The organism is Parabacteroides sp. MSK.9.14 (assembly GCF_019041495.1).
Classification (GTDB): domain Bacteria; phylum Bacteroidota; class Bacteroidia; order Bacteroidales; family Tannerellaceae; genus Parabacteroides; species Parabacteroides merdae.
This window is the reverse complement of the sequence record NZ_JAHPXO010000010.1, coordinates 71756-89786: the sequence shown is the minus strand read 5'-3', so window position 1 is coordinate 89786 and position 18031 is coordinate 71756. Positions and strand designations below refer to the sequence as shown.

Here is an 18031-nt window from a genome sequence, read left to right as displayed (position 1 = left end):
AGTCTCGTCCGGAAGCCGGATGATTATATAACGATATTATGATACAGAAAGATAAAACATACAACCTCGCGACCTTCTTCTGCCTCTACATTGCGCAGACGATCCCGATGAGTTTCTTTTCCACCGTCATCCCCGTCATGATGCGGCAGGAGGACTTTTCACTCTCGGCCATCGGGCTTCTCCAGCTGATCAAGCTGCCCTGGATCCTGAAATTCCTCTGGTCGCCGATGGTAGACCGCCATGCCGTGACGACGGGCGACTATAAACGGTGGATTTTTTCTTCCGAACTGATCTACGCCGGCCTGATCTTCGCCGTCGCTTTCCTTGATTTCCATACGGACTTCTATACGATCGTCACCTTGATCATCATATCCTTCGTCGCCTCCGCCACGCAGGATATCGCGACCGACGCGTTGGCGGTACTCGCTTTCAGCCGGAAAGATAAAAGCCTTGCAAACAGCATGCAGTCGATGGGAAGTTTCGGAGGTTCGATGATCGGGGGCGGTGTCTTGCTCCTGCTCTTCAAGCAAATCGGCTGGAACGGTCTGCTGCCTTGCGTCGCGCTGTTCGTCATCGCCGCCCTTCTGCCACTCTTTTTCAACAAAGGCATCCGCATCCAGCCGAAGGAAGCGCACGAACGGGCCAAAAAGGCAGATGTGATCTATTTCTTCGCCCGCCGGAGCATCTGGAAACAGATCGGTTTCCTCTTTCTTTACTATTCCGGCCTGATCGGTACGCTCGCCATGCTGAAACCCTGGCTGGTCGACCTGGGCTACGACATGAAGGAGATCGGGGTGATGAGCGGAGTCGCGGGGACATTCGTCGGGTTCCTCTCCTCGTTTGCCGGAGGGATGATCGTACGGCGGATCGGCCGTTTCCGCGCGCGCATCCTGTTCGCGGTGTTTGTCTTGATGGCGACACTTTACTTCCTCGGACTCTCCTACGTGCATCCGACGACGCCCATGCTCTACGGCGGGATTTTCCTTCTGTGGGGCAGCTACGGGATGGCGACGATCGTGGTCTATACGACAGCAATGGACAGTGTACGCCCCGGGCGCGAAGGGACGGATTTCACGATCCAGACGGTCATCACGCATCTCAGCGGCATGTTGATGGCCATCCTGAGTGGAAGAATTGCAGATCATACGGGTTATCACGGACTCTTCTTCTTCGAGGCAAGCATCGCCCTGATATCCCTCATTTATATAGTAACGGTTTTCAGAAAAGATAAAAATACGATATGAAACAAGAACTTTTAGATAAATACAATGTGCCGGTTCCCCGGTACACCAGCTATCCGCCGGCAAACTATTTTCATGACGGGTTCACAAGCCGGGATTATGCGGATGCCATCCGTGAATCCAACCGCCAGCAGCCGGAATCGGTTTCCTTCTATTTTCATATTCCTTTCTGCCAACGTCTCTGCCATTATTGCGGATGCAATTCTTACGCCGCTCCCAAGCCTGAAATCATAGATCGATATGTAGCCGCATTACATAAAGAGATCGACCTGATACTGCCTTTACTCGACAAGAAACGTAAAGTCTCGCAGATCCATTACGGCGGAGGAACCCCGACATTTCTTCCGGCTCTTGAGCTGAAAGAGTTGAACGCACATGTTTCAGATACGTTCGAATTGATTGAAAATCCGGAAAAAGCAATCGAATGTCATCCTGGCTGGATGACAGGGCAGGATTGGGAGAAACTGGCAACCGCGGGATTCAACCGGTTTAGCATCGGCATCCAAGACTTCAACAAACAAGTCCTGCAAACCGTACACAGGCAAGCCCCGCTGCTGCAACCGGAAGAAATCGTAACGATCCTGCGCTCATGCGGAGTACGCATCAACATGGATTTCCTCTACGGCTTGCCCCACCAGACGGAAGCGAGTTTTGCCGAAACGATCGAAAAAGCCGTTTCCCTGAAACCGGACCGGCTCGTCACCTTTTCGTATGCGCATGTGCCCTGGGCTTTCCCCCGGCAGAAGGTATTGGAAAAAACCGGACTGCCTTCGGGCGACGAGAAGAGCCGGATGTTCGAAGCGGCCCGCAAAATCTTATGCGAAGCGGACTACCAGCCGATCGGGCTGGATCATTTCGTCCGCAAAGACGACGAGTTATACACAGCTTTGCTGAACGGACAACTACATCGTAATTTCCAGGGATATTGCACGCGCCGCACAACCGGTCAGGTCTATGCTTTCGGCGTGACAGGGATCAGCCAGCTCGGAACGGCTTACGCCCAGAACACAAAAGACATCATGGAGTATATCGAGAAAGTCGAAGCCGGCATCTTGCCTGTCGCCAAAGGATATCTCCTGAGCCGGGAGGAACAGATCACACGGGAGGCAATCGAAATGTTAATGTGCAACTACCGGATCGACTGGAACGAACTGTCGGAACAGCTTTCCGTCCCCGCCCGCTCCATCAAGCAGGCAACCGCCTATGACGAAGCCTGTCTACGCGAATTTGCAGAGGACGGATTGGTCGAGTTTGACGAAAATCAAATCAGGATGACACCTGAAGGCAGGCTTTTCGTCCGAAACGTAGCGGCTTCGCTGGACAAGCTGATGCTCGGAACAAATAAATCATTTTCTAAACCGGTATAACGCAATGGAACCCCAACAGACAGATATTTTGATTATCGGCGCCGGACTGACCGGATTGACAACCGGCTTCTGGTTGACCCGCGCCGGAAAAGACATTCATATCCTCGAAAAGGCTGATCGCGTCGGAGGACAAATCCATACGTTCCGCGAAAAGGATTTTGTCTACGAAAGCGGCCCCAATACAGGTGTAGTCTCCTATCCCGAAGTCGCCGAACTATTCGAAGCCCTCTCCCCTGCCTGTGCACTGGAGACTGCCCGCGAAGAATCCAAGCGCCGGCTGATCTGGAAAGGGAACCGGTTCCGGGCTCTCCCGTCCGGACTGTTCAGTGCGGTCACGACTCCTCTGTTCACGCTTGGCGACAAGTTCCGTATCCTCGGAGAGCCGTTTCGGGCAAAAGGCAATAACCCGGATGAATCTGTCGGCGAGTTAGCTGCCCGCCGCCTGGGTAAATCGTTCCTGCACTATGCGGTAGACCCGTTTCTGTCCGGTGTCTACGCCGGCGATCCGATGAAACTCGTCACTCGTTATGCGCTCCCGAAGCTCTGCAACTTGGAACAGCAATACGGGAGCTTCATCCGCGGAACCATCGCGAAAGCCAAGCAGCCGAAAACAGATCGCGACCGTCTCGCCAGCAAGAAAGTATTTTCAGCCGCCGGAGGATTGGACAAACTGACCGGTGCGATGGCCGAGGCAATCGGTCCGGCCCGCATCACACTTTCGGCCGCCGACGTCACGGTCCGCCCTTGTGCAGACAAATGGATGGTTACCTATTCGACAGCCGACGGCGAACAGACCATTATTGCGGAACGGATAATCACAACCACCGGTGCTTATACATTGCCCGCCCTGTTGCCTTTCGTCCCGAAAGAAAAGATGGAGCGGATCAGTAACCTGCATTATGCACCGGTCGTACAGGCCAGCGTCGGGTTCCGCGACACCGGTGCATTACGCTTCGATGCGTTTGGAGGTCTGGTTCCTTCCTGTGAGAAAAAAGACGTACTCGGAATTCTTTTCCCCTCCGCTTGTTTTACCGGACGGGCTCCGGAAGAGGGTGCTCTCTTCTCGTTCTTTATCGGAGGCGTAAAGCATGCCGACCTGACGACCTGGCCGGAAGAGGAGCTGAAAGCACTCATCAGGCGCGAGCTCCACACCATGCTGAAATTCCCGGAAGAGACAGAACCCGATATGATCCGTATCTTCCGTCACGAACATGCCATTCCGCAATATGAACAGAGCAGCGGCTCCCGTTTCGAAACGATCGACGAACTGCAAGCGCGCTACCCCGGCCTTACGCTGGCCGGAAACATCAAAGGCGGCATCGGCATGGCCGACCGTATCCGCCAGGCTACAGAAATTGCGGATAAATTAATAAACGGGTAAATCATCATTTACATTAACAACATATTAATATGGAAGATAAAATAGTCGAAATAGCCCGTTTCTATGAACCGGAAGCAGCACAGATGATCGAATCCCTCCTGAAATCGGAAGGGGTCAACTGTTACCTGAGAAACGAATATACGAGCCGGATCCAATACCCGGTCAATGTGGGCGGCATCCGCATCGAACTGCTTGAAAGCGAAGTTCCCCGTGCAAAGGAGATTCTGGAAGCAAACGGATACGAATTTCCGAAAGAAGACGAAGAGGACGAGCAGCTCCAAGCCGTTTCCGGTTGGGTACGCCACGTTCCGTTCCTCCGACATCTGCCCCTCGAAAAACAGATCATCGTTCTTTTTATCCTTGTAGCCGTATTCCTGGCCTTGGTCATTTACTTCGGCTCGCTTGTTTCATCCAACTAAACAATTGTAAACTATGGCACGCAGAAAGATTACAAATAGTCAAGCCGTATGTATCACTCTTTTGTGGGGTATCCTTTGCTACATGATGCTTGCATACAGCGAAAAGATAACCTTCGACATCGTTTTTGCCTTGGTTGCGTCAGCTATCATTGTGTTCGTCCCTATCTATAAGAGCAGAAGGCGAAGAGACGAGTGACATTTAGTTACTTTTACCCGATTAAAATACCGAAATGATATTTTTAATGCATTTTTTCTTTCAAATATTTGTTTGTGTAAAATTTTAGCTTACCTTTGCGAGGTCATTAAAAAAACGGCTACCGGTTAACAAATTGATATTACAAATATAACATTCTAAATAAAATCAGTCTTATGAAGGCAAGTGAAGTTTTAGACAACTTAAAGAGAAGATTTCCGAATGAACCGGAATATCATCAGGCAGTTTCAGAAGTATTAGGAACAATCGAAGAGGTTTACAACGAACATCCCGAATTCGAAAAGAGCAACCTGATCGAACGTCTTTGTATTCCCGATCGTATTTTCTCCTTCCGCGTAACCTGGATGGATGATAAGGGACAGATCCAAACCAACATGGGATACCGTATCCAGCATAACAATGCGATCGGCCCGTACAAAGGTGGTATCCGTTTTCACGCTTCTGTAAACCAGTCGATCCTTAAGTTCCTGGCTTTCGAACAGACTTTCAAGAACTCGCTGACAACCCTGCCGATGGGTGGTGGAAAAGGAGGTTCCGACTTCAGCCCGCGCGGTAAGTCAAATGCTGAAATCATGCGTTTCTGCCAGGCTTTCGTATTGGAATTATGGCGTCATATCGGCCCGGACACGGATGTTCCCGCAGGTGATATAGGTGTTGGCGGACGCGAAGTCGGCTATATGTACGGAATGTATAAAAAACTGGCTCAGGAAAACACGGGAACATTCACCGGTAAAGGACGCGAATTCGGCGGTTCACTGATCCGTCCCGAAGCTACCGGTTACGGAAATGTTTACTTCCTGCTGGAAATGCTGAATACAAGGGGAATCGACATCAAGGGAAAGACCGTTTGCGTTTCAGGTTCAGGTAACGTAGCCCAATATACCGTTGAAAAACTGATCAGCCTCGGCGCTAAAGTCGTGACGATGTCCGACTCGGACGGTTACATCTACGATCCGGACGGTATCGACCGTGCTAAGCTGGATTACATCATGGAACTGAAGAACCTCTATCGCGGCCGTATCCGTGAATATGCAGAACAATATGGTTGCAAGTATGTGGCAGGTGCTCGTCCTTGGGGAGAAAAATGCGACATTGCAATGCCGAGTGCGACTCAGAACGAACTGAACGGAGAAGATGCCAAGACATTGCTCGCCAACGGTTGTATCGCCGTATCGGAAGGAGCCAACATGCCTTCTACTCCTGAAGCTATCGACGCATTCCTGGAAGCTAAGATCCTGTACGCTCCGGGTAAGGCAGCCAATGCCGGCGGTGTATCTGTTTCCGGTCTGGAAATGACGCAGAACGCTCAGAAACTGAGCTGGAGCAGTGAAGAGGTTGATGCCAAACTGAAAAGCATCATGCAGAATATCCACGAACAATGCGTAAAATACGGCAAACAAGCCGACGGCTACACAAACTACGTGAAAGGTGCAAACGTTGCGGGCTTCATGAAGGTAGCCAAAGCGATGATGGCACAAGGCATTCTTTAATCAATTGGCAATTAAAAAGAGAGACAATTAGAGATTAATGGTCATAAAGAAGGCGGGCGTTCCGGTAAAACGGTACGTCCGCCTCTCTTATTTCCCAACAAAATTGTCAATTCTCAATTGCCAATTGTCAATTGTTTGCTACTTTAGTGCCGAAAATAGAAAAACATGATTACTGAAGAATTAAAACAACTTTACCAGACACATACCGGTTCACCGGCAACTGATATAACCGAACTATCCTCTTCCGGCTCTAACCGCCGGTATTTCAGATTGTCAGGTTCCGTTTCCCTGATCGGAGTTAGCGGAACTTCCATAGAGGAAAACAATGCCTTTATTTATATGGCCGCGCATTTCCGGGAAAAGAGATTGCCCGTTCCCCAGGTTTATTGCTGGTCGGTTGATAAATCGTTCTATCTCCAGGAAGACCTAGGCGACACCTTGCTCTTTCAAGCAATTGAGAAAGGACGGAAAAGTTGTTTCTTCGACGAGACGGAAAAGTCTTTGCTGCACAAGACGATCACACTTCTGCCGACTCTGCAGTTTAAAGGTGCGGAGGGGTTCGACTTCAGCCAATGCTATCCTCTACCCGAATTCAATAGGCGTTCGATCCTTTGGGACCTGAACTATTTCAAATACTGTTTCTTGAAAGCTACCGGAATGGAATTCCAGGAAAACCTTTTGGAAGATGATTTCCAGAAAATGAGCGATGTCCTTCTGCAAGACCATACACCGACATTCATGTACCGGGATTTCCAGTCGCGCAACGTGATGGTAAAAAATGGCGAACCCTGGTTCATTGATTTCCAAGGAGGACGCAAAGGCCCGATCTACTATGATGTCGCCTCTTTCCTCTGGCAGGCGAAAGCCAAATATCCCGCTGAGTTGAGACAGGAATTGATAGCCGACTATCTGCAAGCACTACGCGGGTATATGGACATAGACGAAAAGCATTTCTTCCGGCAATTACGCCATTTCGTTCTTTTCAGGACTTTACAGGTCTTGGGAGCCTACGGTTTCCGGGGATATTTCGAAAAGAAACCGCATTTTATCCAAAGTGTCCCCTTCGCTATCGACAACCTCCGGCAACTTTTGAAAGAAGATTATCCGGAGTATCCCTATTTATGTACCGTACTACGGGAGCTGACAAACCTGTCTCAGTTCTATGACGACATCCAGAAGCATACGCTCAAAGTCAAGATCGTCAGTTTTGCCTATAAAAAAGGAATTCCCAACGATCCGAGTGGCAATGGCGGCGGATTTGTCTTTGACTGCCGCGCCATCAATAACCCTGGTAAATACGAACGTTACAATCATTTTACCGGATTGGACGAACCGGTGATCCGTTTCCTCGAAGAAGACGGAGAGATCACTCGTTTCCTAGATCATGCTTATGAAATTGTGGATGCTTCTGTCAAACGTTACATGGACCGAGGATTTACCAATCTGATGATCTGTTTCGGTTGCACGGGGGGCCAGCACCGTTCGGTCTACTCCGCCCAGCATATGGCGGAACATATTCATTCTAAGTTCGGTGTCCGGGTAGACCTCGTACACAGGGAACAAAACATTGAACAACTCTTTAACTCAATATTATGAAAGCTATGATTTTCGCTGCCGGTTTGGGAACACGCCTCAAACCGCTGACCGACAGTACTCCAAAAGCATTACTTCCTATCAATGGGAAACCTATGCTCGAACATGTAATCCTCAAATTGAAAGATGCCGGCTTTCACCAGATAGCCATCAACGTTCATCATTTGGGAGACCAGATCATCAACTTCCTGGCAGCCAACAATAATTTCGGTATCCAGATCCATATCTCCGACGAGCGGGATTATCTGCTCGATACCGGTGGGGGAATCAAACACGCCGCCGCCTTTTTACAAGGCAATGAGCCGTTTCTGATACACAATGTCGACATCCTGTCCGACATCGACCTCCGTGCGCTTTACAATCATCATGTAGAGACAAATCCGTTGGCGACATTATTAGTCAGCAAACGCAACACCTCCCGCTATCTGCTTTTCAATAAGGAAAATAAGCTATGTGGTTGGCGCAACCGCGAGACGGGCGAAGTAAAGTCGTTCTACCCCGATTTCGATCCGAACCAATATAACGAATATGCCTTCAGCGGGATACATGTACTGTCTCCTAAAATATTCGACTGGATGGAAGAATGGACCGGTAAGTTTTCGATCATCAACTTCTACCTCTCCATCTGCGCCAAGGCCAACATCCACGCCTACGCTGACGAAGACCTTCATCTGATAGATGTCGGCAAACCAGAAACATTGCAGGTGGCCGAAAAATGGATGAAAACACTTATTGTATAATATCGTTTATTTAACAAAGATATGCTTCTTTCGTAAATCGCTTCGCAATCCGGCTTTTTATCTTTCTAAAAGAACTTCCTGCCGCAAGGTGCACAGTTTTTCCAACAAAGACGGTTTTCATTGGCCCGACGACCGTCTTCATATATAAAGATCTCGGCACCTCACGGCAACGAGGACGGTCTCCATTCCTATGACGACCGTCCTCATGCCCATAAAGCCCTGAATTTCTTATCAAATATCCAGAACCTCCACCAATCTCTTTTGCCACAAGCAATTCTCAAGGGGTTAAGCTTTTCTCAAATGTAAGCGTTTCTCCCCTTTCTATCTCTCCCCAAACAACATACTTTCATTTTCTGCCTATATCACATTTTCGTTTATCAGCAAAACAGAAAAAAGCAGTATCAAAATATCAAACTAAAACGATCTGATATCTTAATCGAAATAGAAAATACGGGAAGGCAGAGGTTATTGTCCAATTTTCTAATGAACTGGAATCACAAAAAAGTTTGTTCTATACAACAATTGTTTTAAAGAATGGCAAGTAATATCGGTAAATAATCCTTTAACTCTACACGAAGCAACTTCAATGCCTGCTGAATACGATAATCGACTGTCTTGGAAGAAACTTCCAGACACGTCGCTATTTCACCATACGTCATATGCTGGAAACGATTTAACTCGAATGCTTCCCGGTAACTGTCGGGAAGCCGTTGCAACGCCTCTTCTATCTTACGACTCAGTTCCTCCACGATATAAAAATCAGGATCTTCATATTCTAATTGTTGATTGTCGTACAATGTATTAATAATCTTCTGTTTTATTTCATTTCGGCTGATCAACGTCAAACAACGGTTCTTCACAGCTTTAAACAGATAGCTCTTCGGAGAGATCTCAAACGTATGCATCTCCCGATTCTCCCACAGCCAAACCATCACATCCTGTACAATTTCCTGCCCGTCGTCATACTCGACAAACCGTTGGGCATAAGCACACAAGGAAGGGTAATACTTCAAAAAAAGGACATCGAACGCTTTTTCATCTCCCCTTTGGATTTCCTGAAAAAGAGTTTCGTCTGCCACTATATCAGAAATATTACAAGACATACAAATCACTGTTCTATAAGTTTTAATCGGAAATATTTATACTTATTTGCAAATATAATATTTTCTAATCCAACGAACAATTACAAATACATGAAAAAAAATCACTTTTCATTTAGGAGATTTCATTTTTCGTCAGTCATATTTATAAAAGGACAATTATGGACAAACATAAACAAATAAACGAATCGATACTTTTGGGTTATTTCACCGGAACCCTCTCCATACCTCTGCAACAAGAAGTAGAAGATTGGATCTCTGCATCAGAAGAAAACAAAAAAATAGCCCGGGACATACAATCTATATGCCTGGCAACTGAGACATTGACTTGTATCCGGCAAACAGATTCAGGTACAGCCCTGAAAAAAGTAAAAAGCAAGATACATTCCCACCGGAAAATTTCTCTATCCGCCTGGATACAACGTATTGCGGCAATCCTCATCCTTCCGCTTATCATTTCCACTATATATTTCGCATTAAAAAAAGATCCGATCGAATATATAGAAATCAGAACTAATCCAGGAATGGTCGCTGCAGTCAATTTACCGGACGGAACAAAAGTATGGTTAAACTCACGTTCCTATCTGAAGCACCCGACGCGTTTTACAGGTAACACACGTGATGTTGTGCTGAACGGTGAAGCCTACTTTTCCGTCCATAAAGACAAAAGTAAACGTTTCACTGTCAGCACCCCATTTGATATCAAAGCAGAAGTACTCGGTACCGAATTCAATATGGAAGCCTATGCAGCCGACAGCAGCGTAAGGACCACCTTGGTATCTGGCTCCATTCGACTTTCATTTTTAGACGATAATCAGAAGCATAAATCATTTTTAATGAAACCGAATGAAGAATTCACTTATAACCAATATACTAAAAAAGTTAAAGTCGACAAACCATATATTCCGACACAAACTTCCTGGAAAGACGGCTTGGTCGTATTCCGGAACACACCATTTAACGAAGCATTGAAAGTGTTAAGCAAACGTTTCAATGTCGAGTTCATCGTAAAAAACGACAAGTTATATAACAACTCCTTCACAGGACCTTTCGATGGACAGCACTTACAACTAATCCTCGAACATTTCCGTTTGGCTTCCGGTATTCAATATCGCTTCATAGACCCTCAAACTGGGCAAGAAGGAAATATTAAAGAAAAAACGATCGTTGAATTATATTAAGTGTAACCTTATTTATCAAATCTCATGAAAGAAAATAATCCCCCTTGAAAACAAAACATACGGGAAAATATTGGCGTATTTCCCCGTATGAAAATCCATCGCAAACTTGTTTGGCGACAAGTATAAGCAACTTTTTTATAACTCTAAATCATTTACAAATCTATGACAAATTATTTTTGCTTCCAACATTTCAGGAAGATGAATGTTAGGTTCATGCTCCTGAAGAAAATACCATTATGTATGAAACTATCCGTAATAATGTTATTTATCTGTGTCGGATTAGCCTACGCGTCCGATAGCTACAGTCAAAATGTTCTTTTAAACATAGATGTGAACAACAAATCTGTACAGGAGGTACTGGATGAAATTGAAAAACAATCAGACTTTCATTTCTTCTACAATAACAAACAAGTTAATACCTCACGTATCGTTAGTATAAAAAGTAAACAAAAAAATGTTTTTAATGTATTGGAACAATTGTTCTCCGGAACCAATATCAGCTATAAAGTTTTAGATAAAAGTATTATTCTCTCCCCCAAAGAGGTACTAGTTGCCCAACAGAAAAGCAGAAAGATCACCGGAGTTGTCACCGATGGAAAAGGCGAACCTGTTCCCGGCGCCAATGTCATTCAAAGAGGGACAACGAACGGAACAATTTCCGATATCGATGGAAAATTCAGTTTAGAAGTACCAGATAATGCGACATTGGTCATTTCCTTTATCGGATACGTAACCAAAAATATTGCCGTCGGACATAAAGAAATATTCAATATTACCCTACTCGAAGATTCACGCAAATTAGATGAAGTTGTTGTTACAGCCTTAGGAATCAAACGAGAAGAAAAAGCTCTGGGATATGCTGTTCAAAAAGTGAAAGGAGATAATCTGCCTTTAGCAAAAACAGTAGATGTGACAACATCCTTAACGGGAAAAGTGGCTGGTTTGAATATTCAAAATAGTACGGAATTCAATGAAACACCTAAAATCAAACTACGTGGAGAAACTCCACTAATCATTGTAGACGGTGTTCCCTATGGAAACATCACGTTAGACGAAATTGCATCCGACGACATTGAATCTATCGATGTATTAAAAGGTGCAACAGCCTCTGCATTGTATGGTGCTCGCGGAACAAGTGGAGCCATAATGATAACTACGAAAAAGGGGGCCAATGAAGAAGGCTTGAACATCAATATCAATAGTAATACAATGTTTTTTTCCGGATACCTCGCATTCCCTGAAACTCAACATTCTTATAGCCGTGGTTTCGGAGGTAAATACAACAATGACTATGTCTGGGGAGATAAACTGGATATAGGACGCACTGCTATTCTTTGGGATCCGTTCAATTATGAATGGCGTGAACAGGAATTGGTATCAAAAGGAAAAGATAACTTCAAAAACTTCCTGCAATTCAGCATGGTTACAAACAATAATGTCAACATTTCTCAAAAAGGTAAATACGGTTCATTCCGAGCCTCCATCACAGAAGTATACAATAAAGGACAATACCCCAATCAGAATTTGAACAAAATCACATTCTCTGTCGGAGGAGAAATGACTTGGAAAAACTTTAAAATGGACGCTTCGGCAGCCTACAATAAACGCGTTTCCACCAATGACCACGGATCCGGATATAGCGGTAGCTACATATACGACATGGTAATCTGGGGAGGTTCCGAATATGACGTACGCGATTATCGCAATTACTGGGTAAAAGGAAAAGAAGGTATGCAACAGAACTGGTATGATGACAGTTGGTATGACAATCCATGGTTCAAGGCTTATGAAATTACAGACGCTTACGACATCGATGTTGTCAATGCCGCTTTGAATGCAAGCTATGAGATCACTCCCTGGTTAAAAGCAATGGTTCGTTCAGGGGTCGATGTGTATACAAAACGGAATGAATGGAAAAATCCGATCTCTGCTAATCAGGCCTGGGATAAAAAAGGATTCTTTGGAGTAAGCCGTGGTACGGATATGAGCATAAACACAGACGCTATGTTAATGGCAGATAAAACTTGGGGTAAGTTCAACATGAATCTGCTAGGCGGTGGAAACATTTATTATACACGCTATGACTTTATGAGTAGTAAAACAAAAGGAGGGCTTTCTATTCCAGAATTCTACTCCTTAAATGCCTCTATCGATCCAATCGAAGCAACCAGCGAACTACAACAAAAACGAGTTAATAGCGTCTACGGCAAAGCATCCCTTTCATGGGCAAGCACTTATTTTCTGGACGTAACCGGAAGGAATGATTGGTCTTCGACCCTTTCTTCTGACCAGCGTTCTTACTTCTATCCATCCGTTTCAGGAAGTATTGTTTTATCCGAGATTGTCAAATTACCAACTTGGTGGGATTTCCTAAAAGTTCGGGCTTCATGGACAACAGCCAAAGAGGATGCCAAGATATATGCCAATAACAACGTATATTCTGTCAGTACAAATGTATGGGACGGACTTTCAACAGCGTCTTATCCATCCAGTAAGATCGGTGGACAAGTACGTCCAAAGAAATCGGAAGTATGGGAAGTCGGAACAGCCACTAACATGTTTAAGAACCGTTTATTCCTTGACTTTTCTTATTATCGTAAAATGGAATCCGATTTTATTATCGAAGGAGGAGTCAGCAGCGCAACTGGCTTCAATAGTATTCAAACCAATTTTAAAGAAACGCGTCTTCGCTCCGGATTCGAAATTACCATTGGAGGAACACCTATTCAGACCAAAGATTTTAGTTGGGACATCCTAACAAACTGGTCACACGACCAATATACCTACAAAACGATAGACCCAGATTATTCGACTAAAAAACCATGGGTCAAAGAAGGAGCTAGCTGGGATTGGCTTGCCGTTTACGATTGGGAACGTGATCCAGAAGGAAATATCATTCATAATGGAGGTATGCCAGTTAAACAAAACTTTCAAACAAAGATCGGAAATACTACTCCTGATTTAGTTTGGGGTATCACAAACACATTCAAATACAAAAACTTCACACTCAGCTTTACGCTTGATGGTCGTGTCGGCGGTTTATCTTACTCTAAAACTCATCAAATGTTATGGAATACAGGAGCTGTCATTGACACTGATACACAATGGCGTTATGAAGAAGTCGTAAACGGAAATAAAACCTATATCGGACAAGGGGTAAAAGTTGTTTCAGGAAGTGTAACTCGCGATCCAGATGGCAATATCATAGAAGATACACGCGTGTTTGCTCCTAATGATGTTGTTGTCTCATATGAATCTTATATCAGTAAATATCATGATTCACATCACAATGCATGTCGCCAGAATATACTGAAAGAAACGTTCTTCAAGCTCCGAAATCTTTCACTCACATATGATCTGCCATCCACATTGTGCCAAAAGATGAAAATGAAAAGTGCTTCTATTGGTTTCACCGGTCAAAATCTGTTCCTTTGGGCTAAAGAATACAAATATGCAGACCCAGATAAAGGAGGAGACTCTTCTGGTACAGAAAGCTTAAATTCCCCATCCCAACGCTATATGGGATTCAATTTAAAAGTTAATTTCTAATCTGATAAAACAATTCAATTATGGAACTGAAATATAAAGCAATCGCTTGCTTTCTGATAGGAATATTTTCATTATCAGGATGCACATCTACTTTTGACGATCTGAACACCAATCCGGATACAACAACTAAAGTAAACGCTTCCATGCTTGCCTCCAAAGTCATTCTTGACATGACCAAATCGGCAAGTAACTGGAGAAATGAATTTCTGGTCAAACGGATGTTTTGGGGAGAACAAATCGACGATGGACAATATAACCGTTTTGGAAAAGGCAGTTTTGATAACATCCAAACTTTAACAAATGCCTGGAAAATGGTTGAACTATCCTCTGAAGATGATTTGGATGCTCATACAGGTTTATATTATTTTCTGAAAGGCTGGTATTTCTATCGTACAACGATGGATATGGGAGATATCCCTTATTCGGAAGCTCTGAACATCGAAGAACATCGTTATCCCCAATATGATGAACAAAAAGACGTATTTAAAGGCATTCTTGAAGACCTTGCTCTTGCCGACGAATATTTTGCAAAATCCAAACAAGCTTTTTCCGGAGATCCTTTCTACCAGGGAGATCCGAAAAAATGGAGAAAAGCGACAAATGTTTTACGTTTAAAAGTCCTAATGTCTCTATCCAAACGGGCAGACGATACACAGGAGTTGCAAATAAAAGAAACGTTCTCCAAAGTTGTTTCAGAAAATAATCTATTTAAAAGCAATGAAGATAACCTACAGGTCATCTACTCTGACAAAGATGGTCAAAAAAATCCCTATCACGTAACGGGAACTCGTAGTATCGACTATTATGCCGGCACACACACATTAATTGATCCTTTAAAAAGATTCAAAGATTACCGATTATTTTATTATCTGGCTCCAGCAGAAGGGTTGACAAACGAATTATACCTGCCAGCAGGAGAAAAACTTTTAAAGCCAAATGACTGGAATGCCTATCCTGCAGTGGATGCCGCTGGCGTATACGACATTGAAAAAGAAAAAATCGCAAAACGTATGCACTCCCGTCCCAATGACGTATACCGTTTGAGTTATGTCGGAGTACCTTGCATCCGTTTAGGATATGCAGATATGAATTTCCTTCTCGCAGAAGCGGTTGAAAGAGGATGGATCACCGGCTCTGCAAAACAATATTATGAGGAAGGCATTCGAGCTTCTTTCCTGTTTGTCCGTACCACTGTCCCTGCTGAATACAACAACGGAGTAGAGATTACAGATGATTATATTACATCATACCTGAAAGGCGAATATGTAGCCTATAACACAAACGGGTCTGTAACAGATCGTCTGAAGCAAATCTGGATGCAAGCTTTTCTGGCCAGATACTTCCATATAGCCACAGATGATTACTACGAATATCGCAGAAACGGATACCCGGAATTCCCAATCAATCCAGAAACAAACCTAAATAATGCAAAAGATAAAATTCCAATGCGTTACATGTATCCAGAATCTGAAACCAACTACAACAAAGAATCATTGTATAAAGCTTTGGATCGCCAATGGGGAGGAGTTGACGATGTCAACAGTATTATGTGGCTTCTGAAATAATTTATTCATATAGAAGAGAGCACCGAATATAAAAACATTCATTATATTCGGTGTCTCATTTTTAATTTATATATATATATCATGAACAAAAAACTTTTTTTTATCTTAACGATTATTCATCTCAATATTTTTTGTATATCCGCCCAGATCTACCCTGTCCGGCCTCAACTATCCGACAAGCATTCTTTTTCCATGATCCTGCTGCCTGATCCGCAGAGTTATAACAAGTTCGATGCTAACCAACCGCTATTCGAGCTACAGACAGCTTGGATTGCCAACAGCATCGAACCTTTGAATATCAAAGGAGTTCTGTGTACCGGTGATTTGGTTGAACAGAACGAGATACGGATTCCGGACGGCATAAACGGAAATCAGACAAGCGAAGAACAATGGCAGGCCGCATCCAGGGCATTTGAACGGCTCGACGACAAAATATCTTATGTCGTTTGTACCGGGAATCACGATTACGGATATGAGAAAGCAGAAAACCGCCTCTGCCACCTTCCTGATTATTTCCCTTCCGAGCGGAATAGCTGCTGGAAAAAGTCATTGGTCGAGACAGGCCTGAACTATCAAGGTATTCCGACTCTTGAAAATGCAGCTTATGAGTTCGAGACAGACACATGGGGAAAACTATTGGTCATATCACTCGAATTTGCTCCGCGTGACGAGGCGATCGAATGGGCGGCCAAAGTTGCCGGTAAAGCCAAATACAAAAATCATAAAGTGATCCTGCTGACACACTCCTATATGTCACCGGAAGCCAAACGTCACATCAAGGAAAGCTACAAAATATCACCCGCCAATTACGGAGAAGCCATCTGGCAGAAACTGGTCTATCCTTCCTCCAACATCTGCATGGTGATATGCGGACATGAATGCGAGATAGCAGACTACAAGGGCAATGTCAGCTTCAGGACTGACAAAAACAGCACAGGCAAGAATGTAGCCCAAATGATGTTCAACGCCCAGACCGCCGACGGTCAATGGCATGGCAACGGGGGAGACTGCTGGCTCCGCATCATGGAGTTTATGCCGGATGGAAAGACGATTAAGATCAAAACATTCTCCCCCCTGTTCGCACTTTCTCCCCTGACATCCGAAAAGGCTTGGAGAACAGATTCATACGATCAATTCGACATCACGATCGAATAAACCATTCATAAACAAAAACCATCTAAAGATGAAACAACTTCTTATTATTCTTTCACTTGTGCTCGGATGCCTGCAACCAGGCTACACACAGAAACCCGTCTTGAAATTCAATAAAGACGGCAAGTTCAAAATCGTACAGTTCACGGACGTACATTACATTCACGGGAATCCCAAGTCAGCCGTTTCTCTCGAACGCATCAACGAAGTACTGGATGCGGAAAAACCGGACTTAGTGCTATTCACAGGTGATGTCATCTACGGTCAACCGGCAGAGGAAGGGATGCGCACAATCCTGAACTTAGCGGCCAACCGCCAAATACCCTTCGGAGTGACATTCGGCAATCACGATGACGAACAGGGACTTACCCGTACTCAGCTATTCGATATCATACAGACAATACCTTACAACCTGACCGATTCCGTGGCAGGAGTCACAGGAGTGACCAACTTTATTCTTCCCTTGAAATCGTCCGATGGAAAGAAAGACGCAGCCATCCTGTATTGTATGGACTCTCACTCATATTCACAGATCAAGGGAATAGGCGGCTATGATTACATCAAGTTTGACCAGATCCGATGGTACCGCGAAAACAGCGCGAAATACACAAAGCAAAACGGCGGCACTCCCCTGCCCTCGCTGGCATTCTTCCACATCGCCCTGCCGGAATACAACCAGGCCGCATCAGATGAAACGGCCATTCTGGTCGGAACCCGAAAAGAAAAAGCCTGCGCTCCGCAACTGAACTCCGGCATGTTTGCCTCGATGAAGGAAATGGGGGATATCTTAGGTGTATTTGTCGGACACGATCATGATGACGACTATGCTGTTTTCTGGAAAGGCATCCTGCTTGCCTACGGCCGTTACACCGGTGGCGACACGGTGTACAACAACCTGAGCAACGGTGCCCGCGTAATCGAGATGACTGAAGGATCAACCAATTTCAGAACCTGGATTCGCCAAAAAGACGAGGAGGTGATCAACACGGTAAACTATCCTTCGGATTTCATCAAAAAGAAAGACTAAATCAGGACATAA

Annotated in this window: 14 protein-coding genes; 13 read left to right on the top strand and 1 reads right to left on the bottom strand. The window is 44.8% G+C overall.

Features of this window, described 5'->3' with window-relative positions:
• Positions 1–38 precede the first annotated feature (38 nt).
• The 8 genes from KTG12_RS07455 to KTG12_RS07420 all read left to right on the top strand — a co-directional run bounded on the left by KTG12_RS07455 (position 39) and on the right by KTG12_RS07420 (position 8445).
• A complete protein-coding gene (locus tag KTG12_RS07455) occupies positions 39–1244 on the top strand; it encodes an MFS transporter (RefSeq protein WP_046452391.1) in 1206 nt (401 codons plus the stop codon).
• Positions 1241–2608 (top strand): oxygen-independent coproporphyrinogen III oxidase, encoded by a 1368-nt coding sequence (hemN, locus tag KTG12_RS07450; RefSeq protein WP_046452392.1) that lies wholly within the window; start codon positions 1241–1243, stop codon positions 2606–2608. Before KTG12_RS07455 ends, hemN begins: the two co-directional genes overlap by 4 nt.
• Positions 2609–2612: 4 nt before the next feature.
• Positions 2613–3989 carry a protoporphyrinogen oxidase gene (gene hemG / locus KTG12_RS07445; protein ID WP_046452393.1) on the top strand — a complete coding sequence of 459 codons (1377 nt, stop codon included), beginning with the start codon at positions 2613–2615 and terminating at the stop codon, positions 3987–3989.
• Between the two features lie 29 nt (positions 3990–4018).
• Complete coding sequence (locus KTG12_RS07440; protein WP_046452394.1) at positions 4019–4408, top strand: DUF2007 domain-containing protein; 390 nt, start codon at positions 4019–4021, stop codon at positions 4406–4408.
• 13 nt (positions 4409–4421) lie between these two features.
• Positions 4422–4604 carry a hypothetical protein gene (locus KTG12_RS07435; protein ID WP_005640727.1) on the top strand — a complete coding sequence of 61 codons (183 nt, stop codon included), beginning with the start codon at positions 4422–4424 and terminating at the stop codon, positions 4602–4604.
• A 173-nt stretch (positions 4605–4777) separates the two neighbouring features.
• Positions 4778–6112 carry an NADP-specific glutamate dehydrogenase gene (locus KTG12_RS07430; protein WP_005640725.1) on the top strand — a complete coding sequence of 445 codons (1335 nt, stop codon included), beginning with the start codon at positions 4778–4780 and terminating at the stop codon, positions 6110–6112.
• A 165-nt stretch (positions 6113–6277) separates the two neighbouring features.
• A complete protein-coding gene (locus KTG12_RS07425) occupies positions 6278–7708 on the top strand; it encodes a phosphotransferase (RefSeq protein ID WP_005640721.1) in 1431 nt (476 codons plus the stop codon).
• A complete protein-coding gene (locus KTG12_RS07420) occupies positions 7705–8445 on the top strand; it encodes a nucleotidyltransferase family protein (RefSeq protein ID WP_138273213.1) in 741 nt (246 codons plus the stop codon). The genes KTG12_RS07425 and KTG12_RS07420 overlap by 4 nt, the downstream gene beginning before the upstream one ends.
• Positions 8446–8972: 527 nt before the next feature.
• On the opposite strand, the gene KTG12_RS07415 is transcribed toward KTG12_RS07420, so the two are convergent.
• Positions 8973–9548 (bottom strand): RNA polymerase sigma-70 factor, encoded by a 576-nt coding sequence (locus tag KTG12_RS07415; protein WP_005640715.1) that lies wholly within the window; start codon positions 9546–9548, stop codon positions 8973–8975.
• Positions 9549–9706: 158 nt separating this feature from the next.
• Between KTG12_RS07415 and KTG12_RS07410 the strand changes: the two genes are divergently transcribed.
• The 5 genes from KTG12_RS07410 (at position 9707) to KTG12_RS07390 (ending at position 18019) form a co-directional block, all read left to right on the top strand.
• Entirely contained in the window at positions 9707–10726 is a 1020-nt protein-coding gene (locus KTG12_RS07410; protein WP_005640713.1) for a FecR family protein, read from the top strand.
• Positions 10727–10966: 240 nt separating this feature from the next.
• The gene (locus KTG12_RS07405; RefSeq protein WP_173022569.1) at positions 10967–14275 is read left to right on the top strand and encodes a SusC/RagA family TonB-linked outer membrane protein; all 3309 of its coding nucleotides are present in this window, start codon (positions 10967–10969) and stop codon (positions 14273–14275) included.
• 20 nt (positions 14276–14295) lie between these two features.
• Complete coding sequence (locus tag KTG12_RS07400; RefSeq protein ID WP_138273210.1) at positions 14296–15840, top strand: SusD/RagB family nutrient-binding outer membrane lipoprotein; 1545 nt, start codon at positions 14296–14298, stop codon at positions 15838–15840.
• Positions 15841–15921: 81 nt separating this feature from the next.
• A complete protein-coding gene (locus KTG12_RS07395) occupies positions 15922–16995 on the top strand; it encodes a metallophosphoesterase (RefSeq protein WP_119215921.1) in 1074 nt (357 codons plus the stop codon).
• 28 nt (positions 16996–17023) lie between these two features.
• Positions 17024–18019 (top strand): metallophosphoesterase family protein, encoded by a 996-nt coding sequence (locus tag KTG12_RS07390; protein WP_138273209.1) that lies wholly within the window; start codon positions 17024–17026, stop codon positions 18017–18019.
• The last annotated feature ends 12 nt before the right edge of the window (positions 18020–18031 follow it).